The 22,356-nt window shown below is 46.7% G+C and carries 16 protein-coding genes; 6 read left to right on the top strand and 10 right to left on the bottom strand.

Going from position 1 to position 22,356, the window contains the following annotated elements; genetic code table 11:
* The first annotated feature begins 184 nt into the window (after nucleotides 1–184).
* A complete protein-coding gene (locus BCU12_RS13845; protein WP_102404838.1) occupies nucleotides 185–1,300 on the top strand; it encodes a methyl-accepting chemotaxis protein in 1,116 nt (371 codons plus the stop codon).
* 17 nt (nucleotides 1,301–1,317) lie between these two features.
* Nucleotides 1,318–2,154 carry a hypothetical protein gene (locus tag BCU12_RS13840; RefSeq protein ID WP_102404837.1) on the top strand — a complete coding sequence of 279 codons (837 nt, stop codon included), beginning with the start codon at nucleotides 1,318–1,320 and terminating at the stop codon, nucleotides 2,152–2,154.
* Nucleotides 2,155–2,324: 170 nt separating this feature from the next.
* Here the strand turns inward: BCU12_RS13840 and BCU12_RS13835 are convergent, their stop codons facing one another.
* Nucleotides 2,325–3,509, bottom strand: coding sequence for an NnrS family protein (locus BCU12_RS13835; protein WP_102404836.1), 1,185 nt, complete (start codon nucleotides 3,507–3,509; stop codon nucleotides 2,325–2,327).
* Nucleotides 3,510–3,759: 250 nt separating this feature from the next.
* Between BCU12_RS13835 and BCU12_RS13830 the strand changes: the two genes are divergently transcribed.
* Nucleotides 3,760–4,347 (top strand): gamma-glutamylcyclotransferase family protein, encoded by a 588-nt coding sequence (locus BCU12_RS13830; RefSeq protein ID WP_102404835.1) that lies wholly within the window; start codon nucleotides 3,760–3,762, stop codon nucleotides 4,345–4,347.
* Between the two features lie 209 nt (nucleotides 4,348–4,556).
* Nucleotides 4,557–5,552: a substrate-binding domain-containing protein gene (locus BCU12_RS13825; protein WP_102404834.1), complete on the top strand. Its 996-nt coding sequence runs from the start codon at nucleotides 4,557–4,559 to the stop codon at nucleotides 5,550–5,552.
* Nucleotides 5,553–5,940: 388 nt separating this feature from the next.
* Here the strand turns inward: BCU12_RS13825 and galM are convergent, their stop codons facing one another.
* From galM to BCU12_RS13775, 9 genes are all read right to left on the bottom strand, one after another.
* The gene (gene galM, locus BCU12_RS13815; protein WP_241909839.1) at nucleotides 5,941–7,035 is read right to left on the bottom strand and encodes a galactose-1-epimerase; all 1,095 of its coding nucleotides are present in this window, start codon (nucleotides 7,033–7,035) and stop codon (nucleotides 5,941–5,943) included.
* Between the two features lie 3 nt (nucleotides 7,036–7,038).
* Nucleotides 7,039–8,199, bottom strand: coding sequence for a galactokinase (gene galK / locus BCU12_RS13810; RefSeq protein WP_102404833.1), 1,161 nt, complete (start codon nucleotides 8,197–8,199; stop codon nucleotides 7,039–7,041).
* A 117-nt stretch (nucleotides 8,200–8,316) separates the two neighbouring features.
* A complete protein-coding gene (locus tag BCU12_RS13805; RefSeq protein WP_102404832.1) occupies nucleotides 8,317–9,375 on the bottom strand; it encodes a UDP-glucose--hexose-1-phosphate uridylyltransferase in 1,059 nt (352 codons plus the stop codon).
* A gap of 112 nt (nucleotides 9,376–9,487) precedes the next feature.
* Nucleotides 9,488–10,504 (bottom strand): UDP-glucose 4-epimerase GalE, encoded by a 1,017-nt coding sequence (galE, locus tag BCU12_RS13800; protein WP_102404831.1) that lies wholly within the window; start codon nucleotides 10,502–10,504, stop codon nucleotides 9,488–9,490.
* Nucleotides 10,505–10,745: 241 nt separating this feature from the next.
* Nucleotides 10,746–12,881, bottom strand: a complete 2,136-nt coding sequence (locus tag BCU12_RS13795; RefSeq protein ID WP_102404830.1) for an alpha-galactosidase — start codon at nucleotides 12,879–12,881, stop codon at nucleotides 10,746–10,748.
* Nucleotides 12,882–12,895: 14 nt separating this feature from the next.
* Nucleotides 12,896–16,063, bottom strand: a complete 3,168-nt coding sequence (locus BCU12_RS13790; protein WP_102404829.1) for a beta-galactosidase — start codon at nucleotides 16,061–16,063, stop codon at nucleotides 12,896–12,898.
* A 96-nt stretch (nucleotides 16,064–16,159) separates the two neighbouring features.
* A complete protein-coding gene (locus BCU12_RS13785; RefSeq protein ID WP_102404828.1) occupies nucleotides 16,160–17,386 on the bottom strand; it encodes an ABC transporter substrate-binding protein in 1,227 nt (408 codons plus the stop codon).
* 123 nt (nucleotides 17,387–17,509) lie between these two features.
* Nucleotides 17,510–18,361, bottom strand: coding sequence for a carbohydrate ABC transporter permease (locus BCU12_RS13780; RefSeq protein ID WP_102404827.1), 852 nt, complete (start codon nucleotides 18,359–18,361; stop codon nucleotides 17,510–17,512).
* The gene (locus BCU12_RS13775) at nucleotides 18,361–19,281 is read right to left on the bottom strand and encodes a sugar ABC transporter permease (protein WP_102404826.1); all 921 of its coding nucleotides are present in this window, start codon (nucleotides 19,279–19,281) and stop codon (nucleotides 18,361–18,363) included. The genes BCU12_RS13780 and BCU12_RS13775 overlap by 1 nt, the downstream gene beginning before the upstream one ends.
* A gap of 343 nt (nucleotides 19,282–19,624) precedes the next feature.
* On the opposite strand from BCU12_RS13775, the gene ugpC reads away from it, so the two are divergent.
* Both ugpC and BCU12_RS13765 read left to right on the top strand, forming a co-directional pair.
* Nucleotides 19,625–20,707 carry a sn-glycerol-3-phosphate ABC transporter ATP-binding protein UgpC gene (ugpC, locus tag BCU12_RS13770; RefSeq protein ID WP_102404825.1) on the top strand — a complete coding sequence of 361 codons (1,083 nt, stop codon included), beginning with the start codon at nucleotides 19,625–19,627 and terminating at the stop codon, nucleotides 20,705–20,707.
* 170 nt (nucleotides 20,708–20,877) lie between these two features.
* On the top strand, nucleotides 20,878–22,218 hold the full coding sequence (locus tag BCU12_RS13765; RefSeq protein WP_102404824.1) for an MATE family efflux transporter: 1,341 nt from the start codon (nucleotides 20,878–20,880) through the stop codon (nucleotides 22,216–22,218).
* Nucleotides 22,219–22,356: the final 138 nt, after the last annotated feature.

Here is a 22,356-nt window from a genome sequence, read left to right as displayed (position 1 = left end):
GCAATTTCAACAACTTTGCTGTTATTTTAGAGCACAACATTCCCTACACACGAGTTCAACCCATCAATAGAACTAAAATTTAACTATAAATCAGCATCTTAGCCTCACCCTATAAGCTAAACCTATTGCGGATCGGATATTGCTTTTCTATTAAATTAAAAGCATATCCATAGAGGTAAGGCTCATGAATACAATAATAACGTCAGTTGGCTTAAACCGTTTTATCATCATTCAAATCTTCACTCTTCTGCTTTCCGTAGGGTGCGCACTTTACGGCAAAGAAGGGTATCTAATCAGTGTCTACCTATTGTGCACGTTGGGAGCGCTTAATCTGATATTGCTCCGTGGCATCAGCCTTGATGTCTCTAAACTGACCCTGTACATCGAATTACATGCAAAGCAAAGAGATGCTGACATCGCCTCCTTGCCCTTGAACTTTCTTTCCACAGTTCAAATCAAACTCAATACCCTCGTTCGCCTGTCTCAGCGTGAAGAAAAGCACCTTCAGTCGATTTGTGATGAGATGGAGTTCTCTTCTAAGGAACTCGCACAAAATGCCCTATTGGTCGCAGAGCAGTGTGAAGTACAAGGCGACTCCACGGCCTCTTCGGCTTCAGCCACCACTGAATTTTCTCAAAGTATCGAAGAGGTCAGCGGCCGAATCGATAAAACCCAACAAGCCGCTGAGCTAGGCCTAAAACGTTGTCGATATGGACAGCAAGAGCTGGTTGCCTGTATTGAACACATTGAAGGTGCAAATCAATCTATTCAATCCACAGAATCATTATTAAAACAGCTCGAGCAAAAAATGGATTCCGTCAACACCATGTCACAGCTTATTAGAGAAATAGCCGATCAGAGCAACCTTTTAGCACTGAATGCCGCGATTGAAGCGGCACGTGCAGGGGAAGACGGTAGAGGCTTTGGAGTGGTTGCAGAAGAAGTAAGAACGTTAGCAATGCGAAGCCAGGAGTCAGCCGATTCCATCAAGAAACAGGCTAACGACGTAACGACAAGCATGGTCGCGGTCGTTGAAGCAATGGCCTATGCCGTCAGTGAAACTCAGCTATGCAAACAGAAAGTAGACAATAGTTCGAACTCTCTGTCTGAAACACTGGACGAAATACGCTCAGTCACCGACCAGATTTCAGGCATAGCTGCAGCCTCCAATCAACAAGCGATAGCGACCAAAGAGATTTCGGAAAATCTGGAAAATGTCGCTAATACCGCGTCTAAAAATAGCTATGTTGCTAAACAAAATGCTGCCATAGCCAACCACCTACAACAATTAACCGCCTAAACGAAGGAGGTAATATAATGGACCTATATTTAACTTTATTCGGCACGACGGCTTGTGGAATTGCAATGGCTTTCGTTCTAACCATTCAGTCTTCTAGGAGCAAAAATAAACTAGCAAAAGGGCTGAGGTTACTAAAAGAGCTTCGTGTTTTACTCAGTGTTACCCAGCAGCATCGTGGGTTAACCACTGGCTACATCAATGGTGACAAGAGCTTATTACCGCGTATCCACTCTATTCACTCTCATTCGCAGGCGTTGATTTTAGGATTGAACGACAGCAGCGAGTGGCTGAGAAAAAACACCAACTGGAAGCAACTGATCTTTCATTGGAACGAGATAGCATCCAATATTGATAGCGCCTCAACCAACAGCAATCTTTATGAACATAATAAACTCATTCAAAATTTACTCTATCTAATCGATGATTGCGCTGCTCGATACCAACTTTATTCGTTAAAAGATGGCAAGAACCGTTCAATTCAATATTTATGGAAAGACCTTCTCAGTATGACGGAGTATATCGGGCAAACACGAGCCATTGGCACTGGGTGTCTAGCTGCCAATAACTGCAGCAGCGTTGAACGAATACGCCTTCTCTATTTAATCCAAGAACTTGCCCAACTATCAAACAAAGAGATTGCCAGCAAACTGACACTGCCAAGCTTTATTCAGATGGTTGAAGCTGAAGTGATGAGCCACTCACCAACACTGTCTGCAACTGAGTATTTTGACCGTGCAACGGTTGTGATGTCCGCGGTGTTTGATCGATTTGACCAAGGTATAGAACATTGCCTTACCGAACAGGTAACGAAACAGAACAATGCGATCCCTCGTCAGGTGAGTGCTATATCTTGATCGTCCACCATTGAAATCAATACGCCATAGTAAACATGACGTTGGAAGTTCTAGACAAGAACTTATACAAACGTATATTGCAGAGAGAAAAAAGAAGGCTTAACCTTTTAAAACCAAATCAGCGGTATATAGGTTAAGCCTTTTCAATACAACGTGTTCATCGGTCTTCGCTAGCCGGGGTGACCGTCTTTTCTCGGGGTGACCAGCATGTAGCCGAAAAAGCCAATGTACATCGTAAACGCGAGTATCCACAGACCGCCACTGATGTTCACCATCATGATCAGTGAGCCAGGGAAGAAGGTCACACCTATGCCTCGAATCACACCAGCAAGAGCTAATGCAACAAACGCAACACTCATATTCGGCCCTTCATAAATAGCGCGGCCTGTATGACCCATCGTCACGCGCGCAATCATCGCCAGTATTAGCCCTGCTAACGCGCCAATCGCAAACAGATGAATGAGATTGTGATTGGCAAATGGGTTTTGAAGCAGACCACGTAACAACAAACTCACGGGCAGGCAGAGATACGCAGCATGCAGTGACCAAACGAGCGGCTCGCTTAAAGTAAGCCAAGGCTTCCAACGCAGGAATCGAACAAACTGACCAATGCCGCCAATGACCATTAAAGGTTGGCCAAGCTGCGCAAATGTCACAGGGAAAAAGCTAAGAATGAACAGGAAGATCAAAGGGAGATTCGCCACCCAATCTAGCCAAACCAATGGCTGAGCCTTAACAAAATTAAAACGTTTCGCCGTAAAGAATGGAATCACTCGCCCACCCATTACCGACAACAAAATCGCAAACCACCACAGCATCGCTTGCCACACAGCAGAAGAAGTAAACGGCGGCAACCCTTTAATCGTGGCGTAACTGGCGAAGTTGGCCACGATCGCAAGGATGAACAGAGGAACAAAAAACAGGTTGCGCCAACCTTTTGATTTGACAACACGTGTCGCCACTTCAAATGCCGCAAACGCTAGGAACAACGCCTCAATACTCGAAATCAGCCACAATGGCGCTGGCGTCCAAAACAACACTCTAGGCAGCAGCCATAACACAACAAGCACGCCCAGCCTATAATGCTTGGTGCCATTAATGCCTGTCCAGTTCTGCACTGCGGTTAACACGAATCCAACCACTATCGCCATTGAAAAACCAAACAGCATTTCATGTACATGCCACCACAAAGAAGGCACACTCAAAGCACTGGGCTGGCCGGTTTGAAACATCCAAACCCATAACGCAATCGCGATGACAGCGTAGCAGCTGCCAAGTAAAAAGAAGGGTCGAAAGCCTAAACGTAAACAAGCTGGAATTGCTTCTTCTACTTTTTTGTCGGTAATATTGAGCAAGTGAACTCCTAAAATACTTTAATAACCCCGTCTGGGTACAAAGCAAAAATGGTAACAATGTCGCGTTGATCAGTTTGATTGCATTTTTCGAGCCAATAACAGACGTTAGATATTTCATAAGCTTAGAACCAAAGTAGAGTCTAAGTGACCAATTATAATCGAGTCAATTTAACACCTTAATGTCATTAGCATCCATTTGATTATTCACAACGTCGATAAGAACATCTTAAACCTATAACGAGGGACAGTTATGTATATTTTTGGCTATGGAAGCTTAATGAATTCAGCTTCTAGAAAACTCACCGGTCAAACTGGTGAAACCATTCCGGCGATTGTCAATGGATTAGTCCGTTACTGGGGTAAAATCGACGACAGTTACATCCTTTCTCCCTTAGTCGTCAATTTAGGAGAGGGTCAGGTAAATGGTGTGTTGCTTAAAATTGATGAGCAAGCATTGGCAGACTTCGACCACCGAGAACGCGGTTACCATCGCATTCAGTTAGCCCCCTCACAAATCAATGTTTCGGACATCAGTCCTCTTCAAGCATCTCATGATAAAACGTCGTTACTGCAATCCGATGATGTTATTTGGGTATACGTAAAGGACGAACCAGAGCCGCCCTGCTCGCTCAGCCCAATCATGCAAACCTATATTGATACCGTTCTAGCGGGTTGCTTAGAGATATCCGAAAGCTTCGCTCAACACTTTATCGAGCACACGGTGGGTTGGCATTTTCCTGTGGAGAATGATCGTGAATCGCCAAAATACGGAAACCTTGCAGGCGTTAACGCACACCATCAAAAAACGATCGATACGCTGCTTTCTGGTGTCATTTAAACCACTCAATAGCGACTGAAGTGCTCATAGCCAGGCTAAACAATCTCAAAGATGAAACTAACCCCGTAAAAATGCATAACGTTTACACTTGCTTCAACCCCTATTAAATATGGGGTTGCTGATCGCATTTATCTTCATTTAGTGAATCACGAATTGCCTTATTTACACTCACAGTGTTAAATGAATGTAAGTATTGAATGAGGTAAAGCATGGCCACAATTAAGGATGTTGCAAAAGAGGCTGGCGTTTCTATCGCTACCGTTTCACGCGTAATCAATAAGTCTCCGAAAGCGAGTAATAAATCCATCAACTCAGTAAGCGCGGCGATGAGTAAACTGGGTTACCGCCCAAATGCGGCCGCTAAAGCCTTAGTCAGCCAAAGTTCCAATACTGTTGGGGTTCTCGTAGGCGATGTCTCTGACCCATTCTTCGGCACATTAGTAAAAGCCGTTGATATTGAAGCTCACAAAGAAAAGAAACACATCTTGATCGGCAATGGCTACCACAACAAAAAAGACGAGCGTCGCATCATCGAATTGTTCATAAACAATCGTTGTGAAGCACTTGTCGTTCACTCAAAAGCCCTATCCGACGAAGAAATCATCGGCTATTCAAAAGAAGTAAAAGGGTTTGTGGTCATCAATCGCCATATTCCGGAAATCGCAGATCGCTGTATTTCCCTCGACAACCATAAAGGGGCGTACCTAGCAACCGAATACCTCATTCGGCATGGCCACACTAAAATTGCTTGTATCGGCTCTAGCCACAAAATTGAAGATGCCACCCAACGCATTCAGGGCTACCTCGCAGCGCTCAAGGATCACGGTATCGACTTACCCAGCAGCTATATCGAAAACGGCGAGCCCAACAGTGAAGGGGGTGAGAGTGCCATGACAAATCTGTTGACCAAGTCACTCGATATTACCGCTGTCGTTGCCTACAACGACTATATGGCCGTAGGAGCGCTATCCGTTGCAATTGAAAATGGCATAAAAGTGCCAGACGAAATGTCCATCATAGGCTTTGATGATGGCTTGATAGCACGCTACACCCAGCCGAGCCTCACCACAGTTCGCTACCCTATTCAAATGATGGCAGAGAAAGCGACTCAGCTTGCGTTATCACTTGCCAAGGAAGAAGCGGTGGAAAGCGAGCCGACCATGTATTCTCCAACGCTGGTTCGTCGAAATTCTGTCAGCTCTTAATTTTTCTATCTGCTGATAAATTTAGTCACCTTATAAAGAATAAAGACGCCAACCCTATCATCAGGGTTGGCGTCTTTTTTCTCGATTCTTTCTAGGGTCTGTTGATCTTTCGAGCTGATTTTTGCAGCAGTTTGTGGGTAATTTATACAAGGCAGAGGCTTTGAAGTGTAGTGGGCTACATAAGAAGCCGATAACGCGGTAGAAATAAGCCACAAATGCTGCCCAAAGGGTTCAGCTAAAATCGTTTTATCCTTTGTTAATGAGTCTTTGCTTAGAATGACTAGGCTAAAAACTCATTGCCGCGCCTAAAACGATTTTATCTCGAACAAAATTTAACCGCGAAAGATCAACAGACCCTAGCTCAATTTGGAAAAAATGAACGCGGTGGTTAAAACTCAAACTGGTAAATCGTCGTATGGCTGTACGGTTCTCCCGCTTCCAGAATGCCTCGATTTTCTCCCCATTCAGGACGATTAGGCCCATCAGGAAAATACTGAGTTTCTAACGCCAAGCCGTCGAAGTTTTGATAGCGCTTTGAAGCACCAATGCAACCCGCTAGGAAATTACCCGAATAGAACTGTACCGCTGGCTTCGTGGTTTTCACCTTCATCACAACATCTTGCTGTGGAGACACAAGGGTAGCCACCACCGTATCGGCATCGCACTCTTTCTCATCAAACACAAAGGAGTGATCGTAGCCACCCGCCATCTCTTGATCATGATCGGCAAGAAACTCACTTCCAATACGCTTCATCTGAGTGAAATCAAAGCTGCTTCCCACGACGGATCTCAGCTCACCTGTTGGAATCGATTCGTCATTGGTTGGCAAAAAGTGCGGTGCGGCTATCTGTAGACTATGATCTTGGCTTTTCGCCTGAGAAGATTCTCCCGCAAGGTTGAAGTAGGCGTGATTGGTCAAATTAACCGGAGAGGCGCTATCCACCTCAGCCATATAGTCAATTTTAATCGCATTATCTTCGGTTAAGGTATAGAGCACCTTAGCGGAAAGGTTACCTGGAAATCCTTGATCGCCATGTGGTGACTCTAACGCAAACACAACATGATTGTCAGATTGTGACTCCACCAGCCAGCGTCGTTTATCAAAACCATCCAATCCCCCATGCAGAGCGTTGTTGCCATTGTTGGTTCCAACACTGAAAGCCTCTCCCGAAATCGAGAAGCTCCCTTTGCAAATTCGATTGGCGAATCGACCCACAACCGCGCCGATAAACGCACTGTGCTTGATGTACTCTTCCATATTGGCCGCGCGCAATAGCACTTCTCGATGCTCACTACCAACAGGTAGCCGAGCACTCAGCCAAGTGGCCCCAATATCCATGAACGAGGCGGTCATACCGTTAGAATTGCTTAAATGAATCACCGTGGCTTTTTTGCCATCAAAGGCTGGCGTGGAAGTCATCGCGACTTCAAGCTGCTGTAAGTTGGCTGCCGATGGCGTGTCTGTTACCCTTGCTTCGCTCATCGATTACGCCTTCTTCACCAAGCCAGCACCGCGAACGGCCTGACAAACATAAATAGATTCTTTTAAACCCGTTGCGGCTTGATACTGGTTTTCGATGGCTTGTTTCACTTCCTCGACCTTCTCTGGCGGAACAAGCGCCACTAAACAGCCACCAAAGCCGCCACCGGTCATACGAACGCCACCCTCTTCGCCCAAAACGTCTTTGACTATCTCAACCAACAGATCGATCTCTTTCACCGTGATCTCGAAGTCATCGCGCATCGACGCATGAGACTCTTGCATCAACACACCCATGCGTTTGATATCACCACTGGCTAGCGCCTTTGCCGCTTCAAGCGTTCGCGCATTTTCGGAAATGACATGACGCGCTCTTTTTGCCACCGTCTCATCTAGCTGATCAACGTGTGCATTAAACTGCTCCAGCGTCACATCACGCAGTGCTTTAACGTTAAACTGTCGTGCCGCTTGTTCACATTGCTCTCGACGGGTGTTGTATTCGCTATCGACAAGACCACGTTGTTTATTCGAGTTAATGATGACCACAACCATCTCTTCGGGCATTGATACTGCCGTGGTTTCAAGGCTCCGACAATCCAGTAACATGGCGTGATTTTCTTGCCCCTCTGCCGACACCATTTGATCCATGATGCCGCAATTACAACCGACGAATTCGTTTTCAGCCAGCTGGCCGTTTAACGCGATTTCAGCCTGACTGATATCAAGTTGATACAACTCTTTGAACGTTTGACCAATCACCACTTCAAGTGCAGCTGAAGAACTGAGCCCGGCACCTTGAGGCACATTGCCGCTGACTGAAATGTCTGCGCCTTTAAATTCAAAGCCTCGCTCGCGAAGATATTTCACCACCCCGCGAATGTAATTCGCCCACATTTTATCTTGTAGAAAGTCAATCTCAGTGGTGACATCGAACTCGTCGATCGCATTACCATAATCGACAGAGATAACACGTACGATGTTGTCATCACGCTTCGCTGCCGCAACCACCGTCTGATAGTTAATGGCACAAGGTAAAACAAACCCATCGTTGTAATCGGTGTGCTCGCCAATCAAATTGACTCGGCCTGGCGCTTGCACGATATGAGTCGGTGCATAGTTGAGAGCATCACTAAATGATGCGGTAACCTGTTCAATTAGACTGTCCATGATTCTCTCTCAATAAAATTGTCATTCGAAAACTCGTAAAATGAGCCGCTAGATCTAAACGTCATTCCCCACAAACCACGATTAGGCTAGTGCTCTTAATTCGTCTTCACTGGCGCGCTATCTTTGCCTTTCTTTATAGTGAATATCGGGCACTTCCCGTAATTTCTGCGCGGCTTGCTCAGCGGTAAGATCACGCTGACTCTCCGCTAACATCTCGTACCCCACCATGAATTTTCGTACTGAAGCGCTTCTGAGCAATGGTGGATAAAAAAGCGCGTGCAGCTGCCAATGGTCGATATCGGTGCCCTGCTCAAAAAACGGCGCGTAATGCCACCCCATTGAGTAGGGGAACGAGCACTGGAAAAGATTATCGTATCGACTTGTGAGCTTTTTAATGGCCAATGCTAAGTCTTCGCGCTGCTCGTCAGTTAACTCGTTCATTCGGCGAACATGAACCTTAGGCAACAACATGGTTTCAAATGGCCACGCGGCCCAATAGGGAACAACGGCAATCCAATGCGTTGTTTCAACTACGGTACGTGAGCCGTCTTTCATTTCAGCCTCAACATAGTCAACCAGCAAGTTGCTGCCTTGCTGATTGAAGTACTCTTTAAGTAAGGTTTCTTTACGTTCAATCTCATTGGGCAAAAAGCTATTGGCCCACACTTGTCCATGCGGATGAGGCTGTGAGCACCCCATCGTCTCACCCTTATTTTCAAAGGCTTGAACCCATAAATAGTCTTTACCCAGCTCTTCGATCTGATCATTCCAGGTTTCTATCACTTGGCGAATTGTGCTAAGAGAGAGCTCAGGCAACGTTTTGCTGTGATCAGGCGAAAAACAAATCACACGGCTTAAACCACGTGCACTCTGCGTTTTAAAAAGCGGATGATCACTTTCTGGCACTTCTGGGGTATCTGGCATCAATGCAGCGAAATCATTATTGAAGACATACGTCCCTTTATAATCGGGATTTGTGTCACCAGAAATACGATCATTGGTTGGGCATAAAAAACAATCGTCAGCGTATTTAGGCAATTCCGCCGTTGATGGCTGCTCATCTTGCCCGCTCCAAGGTCTTTTAGCTCGGTGAGGAGAGACCAAAATCCATTGACCCGTTAATAGGTTATAGCGTCGATGTGGATCATCAACCGGATTAAATTCAATATTCGACATTTTTATACTCAACTTCCATCAGTCTTTCTTTGAACCCGACACTCATGATGTTCGAGCGTTTGGTTCTGCATTAACCCAAGCCCTATCGGCTCGTGGTTTCATCATTGGATCGCTAAGACGAATAGCCTTTAGGATTGCTCGACTGCCAATTCCACACATCCACCGTCATATCCAATACACTTCGCGTTGCTTTCCAACCCAATTCGTTCTCGGCTTTATCGGTGCTTGCCCAACATTCTGCGATGTCACCAGGGCGACGTGGACAGATTTCATAAGGCACCGCTTGGCCACTGGCTTTTGTAAAGGCATCAACCATTTCCAGAACACTCGATCCTTTCCCTGTCCCTAGGTTATAGATGTGTAAACCGGCTTTGCTTCCAACGCTGTTCAAAGCGGCAATGTGCCCATCAGCGAGGTCCATGACATGGATGTAGTCGCGTACCCCCGTCCCATCGGGTGTGGAATAATCGTCACCGAAAACCGCCAGTTTTTCCCGACGCCCGACGGCGACTTGCGCAATATAAGGCATGAGGTTGTTAGGGACTCCCTGCGGATCTTCTCCCATGGTTCCTGACTGATGCGCACCAACCGGATTAAAGTAGCGCAGTAAGGTGATACTCCAGTCGTTATCCGAGACAAATAGGTCACTCAAACACTGCTCTACCATGAATTTACTCCGCCCATACGGATTGGTTGTCGCGCCAGTCGGCGAGCTTTCTGTAATGGGCACAAATTCTGGATCGCCATAGACCGTCGCGGAGGAGCTAAACACCAAACTTTTCACACCCGCTTTACGCATACTCCGAGCGAGCGTTAACGATCCATTGACGTTATTGTCGTAGTATTCAAGAGGCTCAGAAACAGACTGACCCACGGCTTTTAACCCGGCGAAATGTATAACGGATTCAATGTCGTGCTTAAGAAAAATAGTATCGAGGAAGGCCTCGTCACGTATGTCACCCAAATAAAAATCAGGACGAGATCCGGTTAATCCCTCAATACGATTCAGAACTTCAGCGCTCGCATTGCTGAGGTTGTCGACAATGATAGGCTGCAAACCCGCTTGTATCATTTGCACACAGGTATGACTGCCTATGTAACCCATGCCACCCGTGATCAGTACTTTCACTCTTGCCTCCGTTAATCCAATAGCCTAGACCCTGTATGCATATAGCTTATCAGCACAAGAGGCGCGCTTTCTGTGATCATTACTATATAATGTAAACGTTTACAGTTGATTTATTTCAATCTGAGACGTTGAGAAACCAGACAATGCTACTCAGCCTAAACTGATGAGCATTGTCATCCAACACGCCATTTCACTCTTACTTTTATCAACGTTTTCAATTCAAAGAAAAGCACGAAGTCAGCTACTTTGTCACACCACGAATCTCAAGCAATAACGCACTTTCTGGGTCTAGAATGGGCAAGCTTAACCCCACGTTCATTAACCACTCCCCACTCGCCTCAACCTCTCTAGACTCCCACCAACCTTGACTCTCTTTCATCAATTGATGGCTGCTTTGCGGGTAGTCAATGAGCTTCACCTGATAGGTTTTGTCCGCTTCAAGGTCAATTAGCCGTAACGGTTCAGGTAATGCATAATCGGGCATAGCGGTTTGACACACCACCAGCAACTGTTTGTCGTCTTTTGTCACGCCATAAGAAAAGCGGCGACCATCGATATTGTCTAAATAGAAAGATTCACCGTCATGCAGCAGATCTCGATACTGCTTGTGCAAGGTGATGTATTTAGCGAATGCTTGCTTCTCAGCGTCACTCTCTTTCACTGGATCGAGCTCAACGCCCATGTGCCCAGTCAATGCAGTGAGCCCACGTAAGTTAATGTCATGGGTTCGCCTCGTGGTGTGGCTATGATACGGCCCAATGTGAGCCCCCATAACTTCAGGTGGAAAAAAGATCCCCATGTGCTTTTGGATGGTTTGTCTTTCCAACGCATCATTGCAATCTGATGTCCAGAAACGACAGGTTCGCTTCAGCACCTCGTAGTCAATTCGCCCACCGCCAGAAGAGCAAGATTCAATCTCTACGTTGGGGTGAGCATTCACCAACTTATCAAGCAGCCGATAGAGCGCGAGAGTTTGCCCATGAACAGAGGCTTTTCCATTGTGTGTGGGCTGAACCAGCTCTCGGTTCATATCCCACTTCACGTATTCAATATTGTTTTCGGTTAGCAACGTATCTAGGCACTGGTAGAGGTAGTCAAAACACTCTGTGATTTGCAGGTTCAATACGTATTGGTAACGGCCTGTTGGCTGTGTATAGCCATTGGTACGCAGCATCCAATCAGGGTGCGAACGAAACAGTTCTGACTCTTCGTTCACCATCTCTGGCTCCACCCAGATACCAAAAGACATACCCAATCGATTCACTTGCTCAATCACTGGCGTGAGCCCATTGGGGTACTTATCAGTATCGAGTGTCCAATCGCCCAATGAGGTTTTGTCGTCATTTCGGCCCTTGAACCAACCATCGTCGATGATGAAACGTTCCACACCGATGCTGGCCGCTTCTATTGCCATCTCACTAATATAGTCAGGATCATGATCGAAATAGATGCCTTCCCAAGTATTGAGGTGAACCGGGCGAGGCTTGTTTCGTTCAAAAGGAATGATGTTTTCACGCACGAACTGGTGACTGTGGCGACGAATGCCATTAATACCCTTGGCGCTGTAACTGGCAAACAATTCAGGCGTAGAGTAACGCTCACCTTGACCGAGAATCACCTCGCCAGGTAGCAGTAACTCTCCAGCTTGAACAAATCGACGACCGTCACTTTTCACGTCTGCTCTCAGCTGATGGTTACCACTCCAACCTAAGTGGAATGCCCAAATTTCTCCGGTTTGCTCTTTGAAGCCTTGTTGGCCAACCAGACACCCAGGAAAATACTCATGAGACGTGCGCCCACGGCGGTTTTCTACCTGCCATGCATTATGTGTTAAACGCTGACGCTGAGCCTGAAACTCTCGACTCCAGCGGCCATGGTAGCTTTCCAGCTCAGTCGCGCGCTGCGGGACCGGTAAAGTCAGTACAAGCTTGTTTAAGCAGTAATTCGCTTTGGCTTGGTTCTCAATGGTCAGTTTTTTGCGCAGAACCCCAGACGAAGCGTTAAGAGTGAGCGAGATGGTCAGCCTTAACTGCGCTTGGGTATCTTCACAACGAATCTCGGTGCGGCTATCGAGAGAGTCCAGTTCAACGCTATGTGACACATAACTGAATCGAGGCATACTATTCAGACCATCATGATGGCCCTCTATGCCCGATGAACCAAAACTACCTCGACCCAGATCAGGGCAAAGCGTTAATGGAACATCATGATCCAAACGCGCTTGAGGCACGGCTCGAACCTGGCTGATAAGCAAGGCATCAAATCGCTCATTATTCAGTGGGGCAATCGCTTTTCCCCAATAAATGATCTCAGGTGCAGGCGTGAGTTTAATCACGACAGAAACAGGCTGACTGTGCAGTTGAATAAATGGTGTCATGTAGAATTCGTCCTTTAAGCCTTAAATTGCAAACTCAATTCATAGCGATAGCGTTGCGCGTTCAATAGGTATTCTTCATGAACGCTTGGTGTCCAAGAATCATCACCACCAACCCCCATGTGGAAACCATCAATACGAACATAGACGGCGCCATCTTTAACGAGGTCGCATGTGTGCTTCGCTTGAGCCAAGTTATGTTGGCTGTACTCACTGACAGAGAAATGCACATTGCCATGTACGTTCAGTTCGCCAACTTGAAGGTGAGACACATCGCAACGAAGGCCATTGTCTGCAGGGAAGATGTAGTCTGTATGCATTTGATTCAGGCTTGATTGGTACAGACCGAGATGCGCTGACTCTTTTCGATCGGGGTAATTCTCGTGGGGCCCGCGTCCATGCCATTGCACATAACTGACATCATCGCTCAGTTGTGCATTCACAACTGGGCTCAGAACTGGACTCAGAGCCAGCTCCATGCCGATTCTTGGCAATGACGGTAAACCTTTCGCCAGTTTTACATCGACGTCGATGGATACTTTTCCTTCAGCATCAATGTGATACTGCCATGCCGATGTCAGCAGCACTCGCCCTTCAAACAGATACGCCGTGCGCGTGTGGATGTCGACGCCCGTTGAATCGGTTTGCCATTGGAATTCAATCGATTCACGTTCAAGTTTAGCCAAGCCAATGGCCTGCCATCGAGCAAACCACGAATTCGGGTCCAACTTATTAGCTTCACTGGTACCAATGTCGTTATCCAATGGCGCGCGGTAGAAGTTATCAAACAGTGGCAACTTGAGCTTTTCCGTGCCATTCAATTGCCAACTCGACAACGTGCCCAGTGATTTATCAAACTGAATTTGAAAATCGTCACCACACACCACGAGAAAATCATGGCTGTCAGAGATCTCGGCTTGCCACAACGGCGCCGATTCTGGCAGCCGCAACTCTGGCAGAGATTCAATCTCAAACTGTTCCGTTGCCGTGACGTGCCCCGCCTCAGCCCAAGGCGTTGATTCGCCAAGCTCCACAGCAATGTTAAGGTGATAATCACTCCCTGATACCGTCGAGAATTGGGTAGAGAGCTGGGTATTTTCAAGCGTTAATTCAATCGACTGGTTTGGCTTAATCAACAGCTCTATCTCACCAGCTTCAACGGAATGTCCGTCTTGCAACACACACCACTTCAGCACCTCGGCCGTGTTCGATTCGAACACATTTTCATTGGTGATTTTTAACGTTAATGGCGACTGTGATACCAGCTCAAATTGATAAAACTGCTGGGCTTTTTTGACTTCATAAATGGTTGGATGAACCGTTCGATCAGGGAAAATCAGTCCATTGATACAGAATTGACGATCATTGATTTCATCACCGAAATCGCCGCCGTAAGCCCAGTATTGTTCACCTGAGTCACTTATCTTCGTTAGGCCTTGATCGACCCAATCCCAGATAAACCCGCCTTGTAAACGTGGATTGTCTCGAAAGGCCTTCCAGTAATGAGTAAAGCTCCCCAAACTGTTGCCCATCGCATGCGCATACTCACACAAGATCAATGGGCGATCTTCATTTGGCAGTGCAATAGACTTTCGAATGCCCACCCTTGGCGTCACGTCTGGTTGATGCGCAATGACGGGGAGATCCCAGTCAACGCGAGCGTACATTGGGCAAATGATATCGGTGGCAGCGGTCATTGCGCCGCCCCCTTCATACTGGACGGGGCGAGAAGGATCGCGCTGTTTCACCCATTGGTACATGGCATGGTGATTCGTCCCTATGCCCGACTCGTTACCCAATGACCAAATAATGATGCTTGGGTGATTCTTATCTCTCTCTACCAAACGAGTCATTCTTCTCATGTAGCTATTGAGCCATTCGGCATCGTCTGAGAGCCGACACATAGGAAACTGCCCATGCGTTTCAATATTGGCTTCATCGACTAGATACAAACCGTACTCGTCACAGAGCTGATACCACAGAGGATGATTGGGGTAATGCGCGGTTCGGACTGCATTAAAGTTGTTCTGCTTTAACAGTTTAATGTCGCGAATCATATCCTCGCGTGTCATCACATGCCCAAGCTCAGGGTGATGCTCATGGCGGTTTACACCACGGATCAACAGCGGTTGGCCATTCACTTTCAGCTGCCCATCACTGATTTCAACACTGCGGAAACCGACCGAATAGGCTTCACAATCCACCAACTCCCCCGCGTCGTTGATGAGACTCACGACCGCACGATACAGGTACGGAGACTCAGAGCTCCAACGCTTAGGTTCGGTTATTTTAAGGCTGTGAAGTGTCCTATCGCTCCAAGGGCCTTTTTCATCGACAAACTGAACGCCTGATTGCGTCTCTTGCTCTGCAACCAATCGTTGTTTCGCGTCATAGAGCCGAACTCTGACACGATAAGGAAGGTTTTTAAGCGATAGAGTGGTCGTCACCTTTAGCACGGCATCTCGATAGCTCGCATCCAGTTCTGTGTTTACCTCAACATCTCGAATATGGATCGCCGGTTTTCGCGTTAGTGTCACGTCGCGGAAGATACCACTGAGCCACCACATATCTTGATCTTCTAAGTACGAGCCATCACTCCATCGAATCACCATCGCCGTGAGTTGGTTTTCACCGCGGACAAGATATTGGGTTAGGTCGAACTCGGCGGGCAATCTCGAGTCTTGCGAGTATCCGACCCATTTCCCGTTGCACCACAAATGAAAGGCGCTGTTCACACCATCAAAGGTAATGCTCGTGCGTTTATCGTTAAGCTCTTGCTCGGAAAGCTGAAAGGCCGTGCGGTAGACCCCAGTTGGGTTTTCACTTGGCACGGTCGGTGGCGTGTCCGGAAATGGGTATTTCACATTGGTGTAGATTGGCTTGTCAAAACCTTGCAGCTGCCAGTTACTTGGAACGGTTATAGCGCTCCAGACGCTGTCATCAAAACTCTTATCAACACTCTCTGCTGGTACGCTTTCTGGTTTATCAAACAACTGAAACTGCCACTGGCCATTCAAGCTGGTTTGATTCATCGAAGAAGAGGCTCCTCCGAGGTTAAAGAAATTTAACGCGTTCTCTTCACTTTGAAAGGCATGAAGAGGAGCATGAGCAGGCTCAACATTATGGTGAACAACATGTTGGTTTTCCCACTCACGCGCAGCAATGATTTGTGCAAAAGTTCTCATCAAAGCACCCTATGAGATTGTACGGAAAGGAGATTAAGGTTGAATGTGACTGGGCGACTTTCGTTCGCCCAGCCTGATTAGAGTTGAACCCAGTAACTACTTAAAGGTTCGCTTGCTGACTTTATCCAGTCTCTTCAAGATCTTCTCAATACGATCAGGGTGAACCATGAACTCTTGGAAGCCTTTCATGCCCTCTTTCGCCATTGCAGGATCGGTATCACGGTCATAGAACTGAGCCGTACCCTGAGCTTCTGCTAGCATCTTCACGCCGGTATTTAGGAACGGGTCATCGGCAGCTTTCGCTTTATTGTTGGTCGGAATCTGAAGAATAGACCCGTTGATCTTCTCTTGAATATCGGCTCGCGCGACAAATTTTAGGAACTTGCGTGCGTCTTCTTTGTTCTTCGCTTTAGATGGGATGTGGATAGTATCCATCGGCGCATCTTCCGCGACAGGTACCGCTGGGTCGATGATTGGGAATTGGAAGAAGCCCATGTCGCTTTTCACACTGTCAGGGAAGTTAGGCGCAATGAAGTTACCAATCAGGTACATTGCCGCTTCGCCGTTATACAGGAACGGTTGCGCTTCTTGCCATGAGTATGAGGCGTGGTTTTCAAGGAAGTAGCCTGGCTCAACAAGTTGGGCCCAGTTAGCAAAAGTTTTTTTAACGCGCTCATCGCTGTATGGCACCTTGCCGTCCATCAGGTCAATATGGAAGTCTAGGCCGTTAGTACGTAGGTTGATGTAATCAAACCAACCCGCTGCGGTCCAAAGGTACTTAGTTCCGATAGCAAATGGAGCAACACCATTCTCTTTTAGTGTTGCGGAAGCGGCGAGTAACTCATCCCACGTTTTCGGCTCTGAGATACCGTATTGAGCAAAGATATCAGAACGGTAGTAGATACCCCATTGGTAATACGTGTAAGGCACACCGTATTGTTTATCATTGACGGTCATCGCCGGTGCGGCAGTCGAGAAGTCTTGCTTCATGTTGTTCTCGTTCCACAGATCGCTGACATCTTCAAATAAGCCGCGGTCAACGAAGGTCTTCATACGGTTACCCGCATACCAGAAAACAACATCGGGTGGCGAAGTCACCAGCCAGTTACGAATCGTGGTTTTATACGCCTCTTTATCATAGAGGTTATATTCCACCGTTATATCCGGATTCTCAGCCTCAAACTGCTTGACGATTTCAGCCCAAGCCGCTTTTGGTGCAGGGTCAGCTTGGTCAGAGTTAATGACCAATGTTCCCGCCCAAGCAGAGGTGGAGAGTGCTGCCCCTAATACAGCAGTAGCAGCAAGATGTTTCACGTATTTCATAGTCAGGTCCTTATTAGTGAGCTTTCACTCATGAGTCCAATTGTTGTTTTTCTAGTTGCCTTACTAAAAGCGCTGTTTAGCCTAAGGTGGGGACCTAAGGACAAACAACGAAAGTGAATATGTTTAACCTTTTGTCGCCCCAAGCGTTAAGCCCGCAATAAAATGTCGTTGCATAGTGAAGAACAGCACAACCGGTGGGATCGCTGCGACAACGGCCCCTGCAGACATCAACTGCCACGATGCAAGCCACTGCCCTTGCAGAGAGCTTAATCCAGCAGTCACCGGACGCACTTCATCGCTTTGAACCAATACCAGTGCCCAGAAAAAGTCATTCCAGATAAAGGTGAAGACAAGAACAGCCAATGCCGCCAATGCAGGTCGCACTAAAGGCAATACGATATGCCAGAAAATCTTCCACTCTGACACCCCTTCGACTCGCGCCGCTTCTATTAGGGCATCTGGAATGCCGACAATGAAGTTCCGCATGAACAAGGTACAAAACCCGGCCTGGAACGCGATATGGAACAAGATAAGCGCCAGATGTGTGTCGTACAAACCAAAGGTAATCGTTAAATCTCGAACAGGAATCATCAAGATTTGAAACGGAACAAAGTTACCCGCGATGAACATCGCGAAGATCCAAATGTTCGCTTTAAAGTTGTATTTCGCCAGCGCAAAGCCCGCTAAAGTAGACAATGCAACCGCGCCAGCAACCGCAGGTAGGGTAATCATCAAACTGTTGACGAGGTATTGCCCCATCGATGTAGAGGTAAAGACCTGAGTGTAGTTTTCGAAAAACTTAATCTCAGTTGGCCACCCCCAGTAGTTACCGGTGTTAATGTCTTCCATGCCTCGGATGGACGTCATCATCACGGCGATCAGTGGCAGTAGCCACATCACGATAGAAATAGGCAGCGCGACGCGATAGCTGATATTGGTAAAGCGTCCTGATTTTTGAATCGGTTGCGGAAACATTATTTTTCACTCCTTAACATACGCCACAAGAAGTACGCGATATAGATATCCATGATTAAGAACAGCACAACTGACACCGCAGCACCGTAACCCATTCGGTAGTTGAAAATTGACTCTTCATACATTTGGTAGGCAAGAACTGTTGAGCTACCCCAAGGGCCACCCGCCGTCATGGTGGCAACCAAATCGAAGGAACGAAGTGCGCCAATGACCGTAACAACAACGGCAATGAATGTGGCAGGGCGCAATTGAGGTAACACGACATACCAAAGCATGCGCCACTTCTTCGCGCCATCGAGGCGTGCCGCTTCTAACTGCTCTGGGTCTAGGTTATTCAATCCTGTTAAATACAAGATCATGCAGTAAGAAATCTGCGGCCATAAGCCGGCGACGATGATGCCGAAGGTGACGTAATCTTCGTTTGCGAGTATCGAAATAGGCTCAACGCCAAACCCACCTAAGACAATGTTGAATAAGCCAAATGAAGGGTCATAGAACCAGGCAAACACCAAGCCGACCACCACTTGCGAGATAACAAATGGGAAGAAGAATAAGGATTTAACAACACGAATCCCACGAACTTGTTGATTGAGAAACAGCGCAATGGCGAGTCCGATAGGTGGCGCGAGCATAAAGAAAATCAGCCATAAGAAGTTATTCTTTAGTGACGTATAGAATGCTTCTGACTCGAACAGCTCTCTATAGTTACCAAGCCCAACCCACTCTTTCTCGCCCAAACCATCCCATTCAAAGAAACTTAACCAAATACTGTCGAGAATTGGGTAAACCACATAAATGGAAAAAATGACAATGGCAGGGGCTAAAAACAGCCATGGGGAAAGCTTCGCACTGACCCGCGATTTACGTCTGGTAGAGGGGAGACGATTTTCTGGGTATATCGTTTTCACAGATTGCTCCATTTCGTGTGACTCCTTGTCACATCCTGTTCATTCATTTATTCGGATACGTTCAACAAATGTAGACCAAATAAATTGAAAAGATGATGTTCTATCTATCATACGAGTAAATACTAATAACTATGACGAATAAATACACAGCTGAACAATCATTTTGTAAACGTTTCCACAAAAATAGTTAAATTTTGGTTAAAATGCATGATCAAGATCTACATTTGCTCGTTATCTGGTAACAAAAAACAATTTAGAGCGTATCTTTTATGTACAAAGTTCTCGAATTCATAATCGAGTCATCATCTCGATAGAAATCTATCCGTTTAGCAAGCCACATTGGCAAGGAGTTCATATGGCTGATATCAGCTTAAAACAGGTCATCAAGCGTTTTGGTGATGTTCAAACCATTCATGGTGTCGATCTCGAGATCGAAAATGGAGAGTTTGTTGTTTTTGTTGGGCCATCAGGTTGTGGTAAGTCAACATTGCTGCGTCTAATCGCGGGGTTAGAAGAGATAACGGATGGGGAAATATCGATTGGTGATGAGGTCGTCAATGAGGCCGACCCTGCTGAACGCGGCGTGGCAATGGTATTTCAGTCTTATGCGCTTTACCCGCACATGACCGTTGAAGAGAACATGGGCTTCGGCCTCAAAATGAATGGCGTGGCGAAAGAGATCATTGATAAACAGGTCCACGGCGCAGCCAAAACACTGCAACTAGATAAGCTATTGGATCGCAAACCTAAAGAGCTATCTGGTGGTCAACGTCAACGTGTTGCTATCGGACGTGCGATCGTTCGTAACCCGAAAGTCTTCTTGTTTGATGAGCCACTGTCTAACCTTGATGCGGAACTTCGTGTCGATATGCGCCTGCAAATTGCTAAGCTGCACCAAGATCTGCAAAACACCATGGTCTACGTAACCCACGATCAAATTGAAGCGATGACACTGGCCGACAAAATTGTCGTATTGCGCGATGGTCGAATTGAGCAAGTAGGCTCGCCACTCGAGTTGTACCATAAACCACAAAATGAGTTTGTTGCTGGGTTCATCGGTTCGCCAAAGATGAACTTCATTCCAACTCAAGTGGAAACCAGCAATGAGTCATCTCTGGTGCTAGTAGGTGTAGACGGTACGTTATTCAATTTGCCACCAGTGAAAAAATCTCTGACTTCTGGCGCAACGGTTGTACTGGGTATTCGACCTGAGCATTTAGAGTTTAACCATGATCAACCAGTGAAGCTGACCTTCCAAAGCGAAGTGGTTGAGCGATTGGGCAACAGTACTTACATGTATGGTCAAGCGTGTGGCATTGATGGCTTCAAGGTTCATTTACCGGGTGATCAAGAAGTCACTCGATTCCAGACCGTTGAGCTAAGCAGTCGCCAAGAAGATTGCCATCTTTTTGATGAAGACGGTTTGCGCATCGAGTAGTTATGCTCCATGAATAGCCGATAATTAGTTTCACCATCAGGCATCTAGATTTGATCTAGGTGCCTTTTTCACCGTTAAGAATAGACAAATAAGGTTATTCGAGCGTTAGCAGTGTCTCTCCTCTATCTCATCCTTTAAAATGGCGCGTTCCCTTTCTTTGAGCGATTTACATGCCAAACACCGACTCTACAATGAACAAGCGAATGGGTATTGTTGCCTTAACTTGGCCAATATTCATCGAGATATTACTGCGGACGGCTCTCAACACCAGTGATGTGTTCATGCTCAGTGGATACTCAGATAAAGCCGTATCGGCCGTTGGCGTGATTGGGCAAATCTCTTTCTTCTTGATCATCGTATCGTCAATGATCAGCAGTGGTACTGGCATCCTCATTGCGCAGTACAATGGGTCTTCTCGTCAGCAAGACGCGGCTTATGTCGGTGTCGCCAGTATTGCTTTGTCCATCGTTCTTGGCATTGCGTTGAGCCTCATTGCCCTACTGGGTGCCGAGTATTTTCTTCCTCTCTATAAGCTGGAAGCGCAAGTCGAGCAGTATGGGCATGAGTACCTTGTCATCAGTGGAGCCATGACGTTCAATTTAACGATTGGCATCGTACTGGCCACGATTTTACGCAGTCACGGTTATTCACGTTCTCCCATGATCATCAACCTGATTGCGGGTGCGATCAATGTCTTGGGTAACTACATTGCCCTCTATCAGCCATTTGGGTTGCCCGTCTATGGGGTCGAAGGGGTAGCCATAGCTACCGTGACGAGTCAGGTCATTGCTACCCTCATGTTATGGGTCGTATTAAAGCAAAAAAGCATCGACCTACCGCTGAATCAATATCGTCAAATTCCAAGCACCATCTACTCGAAAATCATCAAGATTGGTGGCATGAACGCTGGTGAAGTGCTGTCGTATAACATGGCGCAAATGGCGATTGTCTATTTTGTGGTGCAGATGGGCACCTCCTCACTCGCCGCGTTTACTTATGCGCAAAATATTGCGCGTGTGGCGTTCGCTTTTTCGCTCGCACTGGGTCAAGCCACACAAATTCAAACAGGCTACTACGTTGGAAAAGGCTGGGCGGACAACATTCTTGTTATGGTGCAAAAATACTTTGTCGTCGGCTTCATCGCCTCAACAACATTAATGATGATCATCTATGCCTTTCGATTCGATCTGATTGACCTTTTCACCTCAGAGCCCGAGATCGTCGTCATTACAGCAAGTTTGCTTACCGGATCAATTTTTCTGGAAGCTGGACGTGTCTTTAATCTTATCTTTATCTCGGCGCTAAAAGCCGCTGGCGATATAAAATTCCCTGTTCAAATGGGGATATTAAGTATGTGGGGAATTGGCGTAGGATTTAGCTATTTATTCGGTGTTCACTGGGGGTATGGTGTCCTAGGGGCTTGGATGGCCATTGCACTCGATGAGTGGTTCAGAGGCGTGATCATGGCAAGACGATGGCGTAAAAAAGGCTGGGTGAAATTTGCTCTTTAAGGAAACGTAAATGAGGTTTTATTTTTCTAACCCTAACCTAATGACAAAAACATCAATTAAATTCAACTCCTTATAACACGGGCGTTCAATGGCTTAATTTGGTCTACACTTTGTAGTAAAGACCACCTACTTAAACGT

Origin of the sequence: Vibrio sp. 10N.261.55.A7 (genome assembly GCF_002877365.1) — a bacterium.
In the GTDB taxonomy this organism is placed as follows: domain Bacteria; phylum Pseudomonadota; class Gammaproteobacteria; order Enterobacterales; family Vibrionaceae; genus Vibrio.
This window is presented reverse-complemented; position numbering and strand designations above follow the sequence as displayed.

What these genes read in the sequence shown, in the direction of transcription:
- BCU12_RS13845 (WP_102404838.1), top strand. Translation starts at nt 185, where the DNA reads ATGAATACAATAATAACGTCAGTTGGCTTAAACCGTTTTATCATCATT.
- BCU12_RS13840 (WP_102404837.1), top strand. Translation starts at nt 1,318, where the DNA reads ATGGACCTATATTTAACTTTATTCGGCACGACGGCTTGTGGAATTGCA.
- BCU12_RS13830 (WP_102404835.1), top strand. Translation starts at nt 3,760, where the DNA reads ATGTATATTTTTGGCTATGGAAGCTTAATGAATTCAGCTTCTAGAAAA.
- BCU12_RS13825 (WP_102404834.1), top strand. Translation starts at nt 4,557, where the DNA reads ATGGCCACAATTAAGGATGTTGCAAAAGAGGCTGGCGTTTCTATCGCT.
- galM (WP_241909839.1), bottom strand. Translation starts at nt 7,035, where the DNA reads ATGAGCGAAGCAAGGGTAACAGACACGCCATCGGCAGCCAACTTACAG.
- galK (WP_102404833.1), bottom strand. Translation starts at nt 8,199, where the DNA reads ATGGACAGTCTAATTGAACAGGTTACCGCATCATTTAGTGATGCTCTC.
- BCU12_RS13805 (WP_102404832.1), bottom strand. Translation starts at nt 9,375, where the DNA reads ATGTCGAATATTGAATTTAATCCGGTTGATGATCCACATCGACGCTAT.
- BCU12_RS13795 (WP_102404830.1), bottom strand. Translation starts at nt 12,881, where the DNA reads ATGACACCATTTATTCAACTGCACAGTCAGCCTGTTTCTGTCGTGATT.
- BCU12_RS13790 (WP_102404829.1), bottom strand. Translation starts at nt 16,063, where the DNA reads ATGAGAACTTTTGCACAAATCATTGCTGCGCGTGAGTGGGAAAACCAA.
- BCU12_RS13785 (WP_102404828.1), bottom strand. Translation starts at nt 17,386, where the DNA reads ATGAAATACGTGAAACATCTTGCTGCTACTGCTGTATTAGGGGCAGCA.
- BCU12_RS13780 (WP_102404827.1), bottom strand. Translation starts at nt 18,361, where the DNA reads ATGTTTCCGCAACCGATTCAAAAATCAGGACGCTTTACCAATATCAGC.
- BCU12_RS13775 (WP_102404826.1), bottom strand. Translation starts at nt 19,281, where the DNA reads ATGGAGCAATCTGTGAAAACGATATACCCAGAAAATCGTCTCCCCTCT.
- ugpC (WP_102404825.1), top strand. Translation starts at nt 19,625, where the DNA reads ATGGCTGATATCAGCTTAAAACAGGTCATCAAGCGTTTTGGTGATGTT.
- BCU12_RS13765 (WP_102404824.1), top strand. Translation starts at nt 20,878, where the DNA reads ATGCCAAACACCGACTCTACAATGAACAAGCGAATGGGTATTGTTGCC.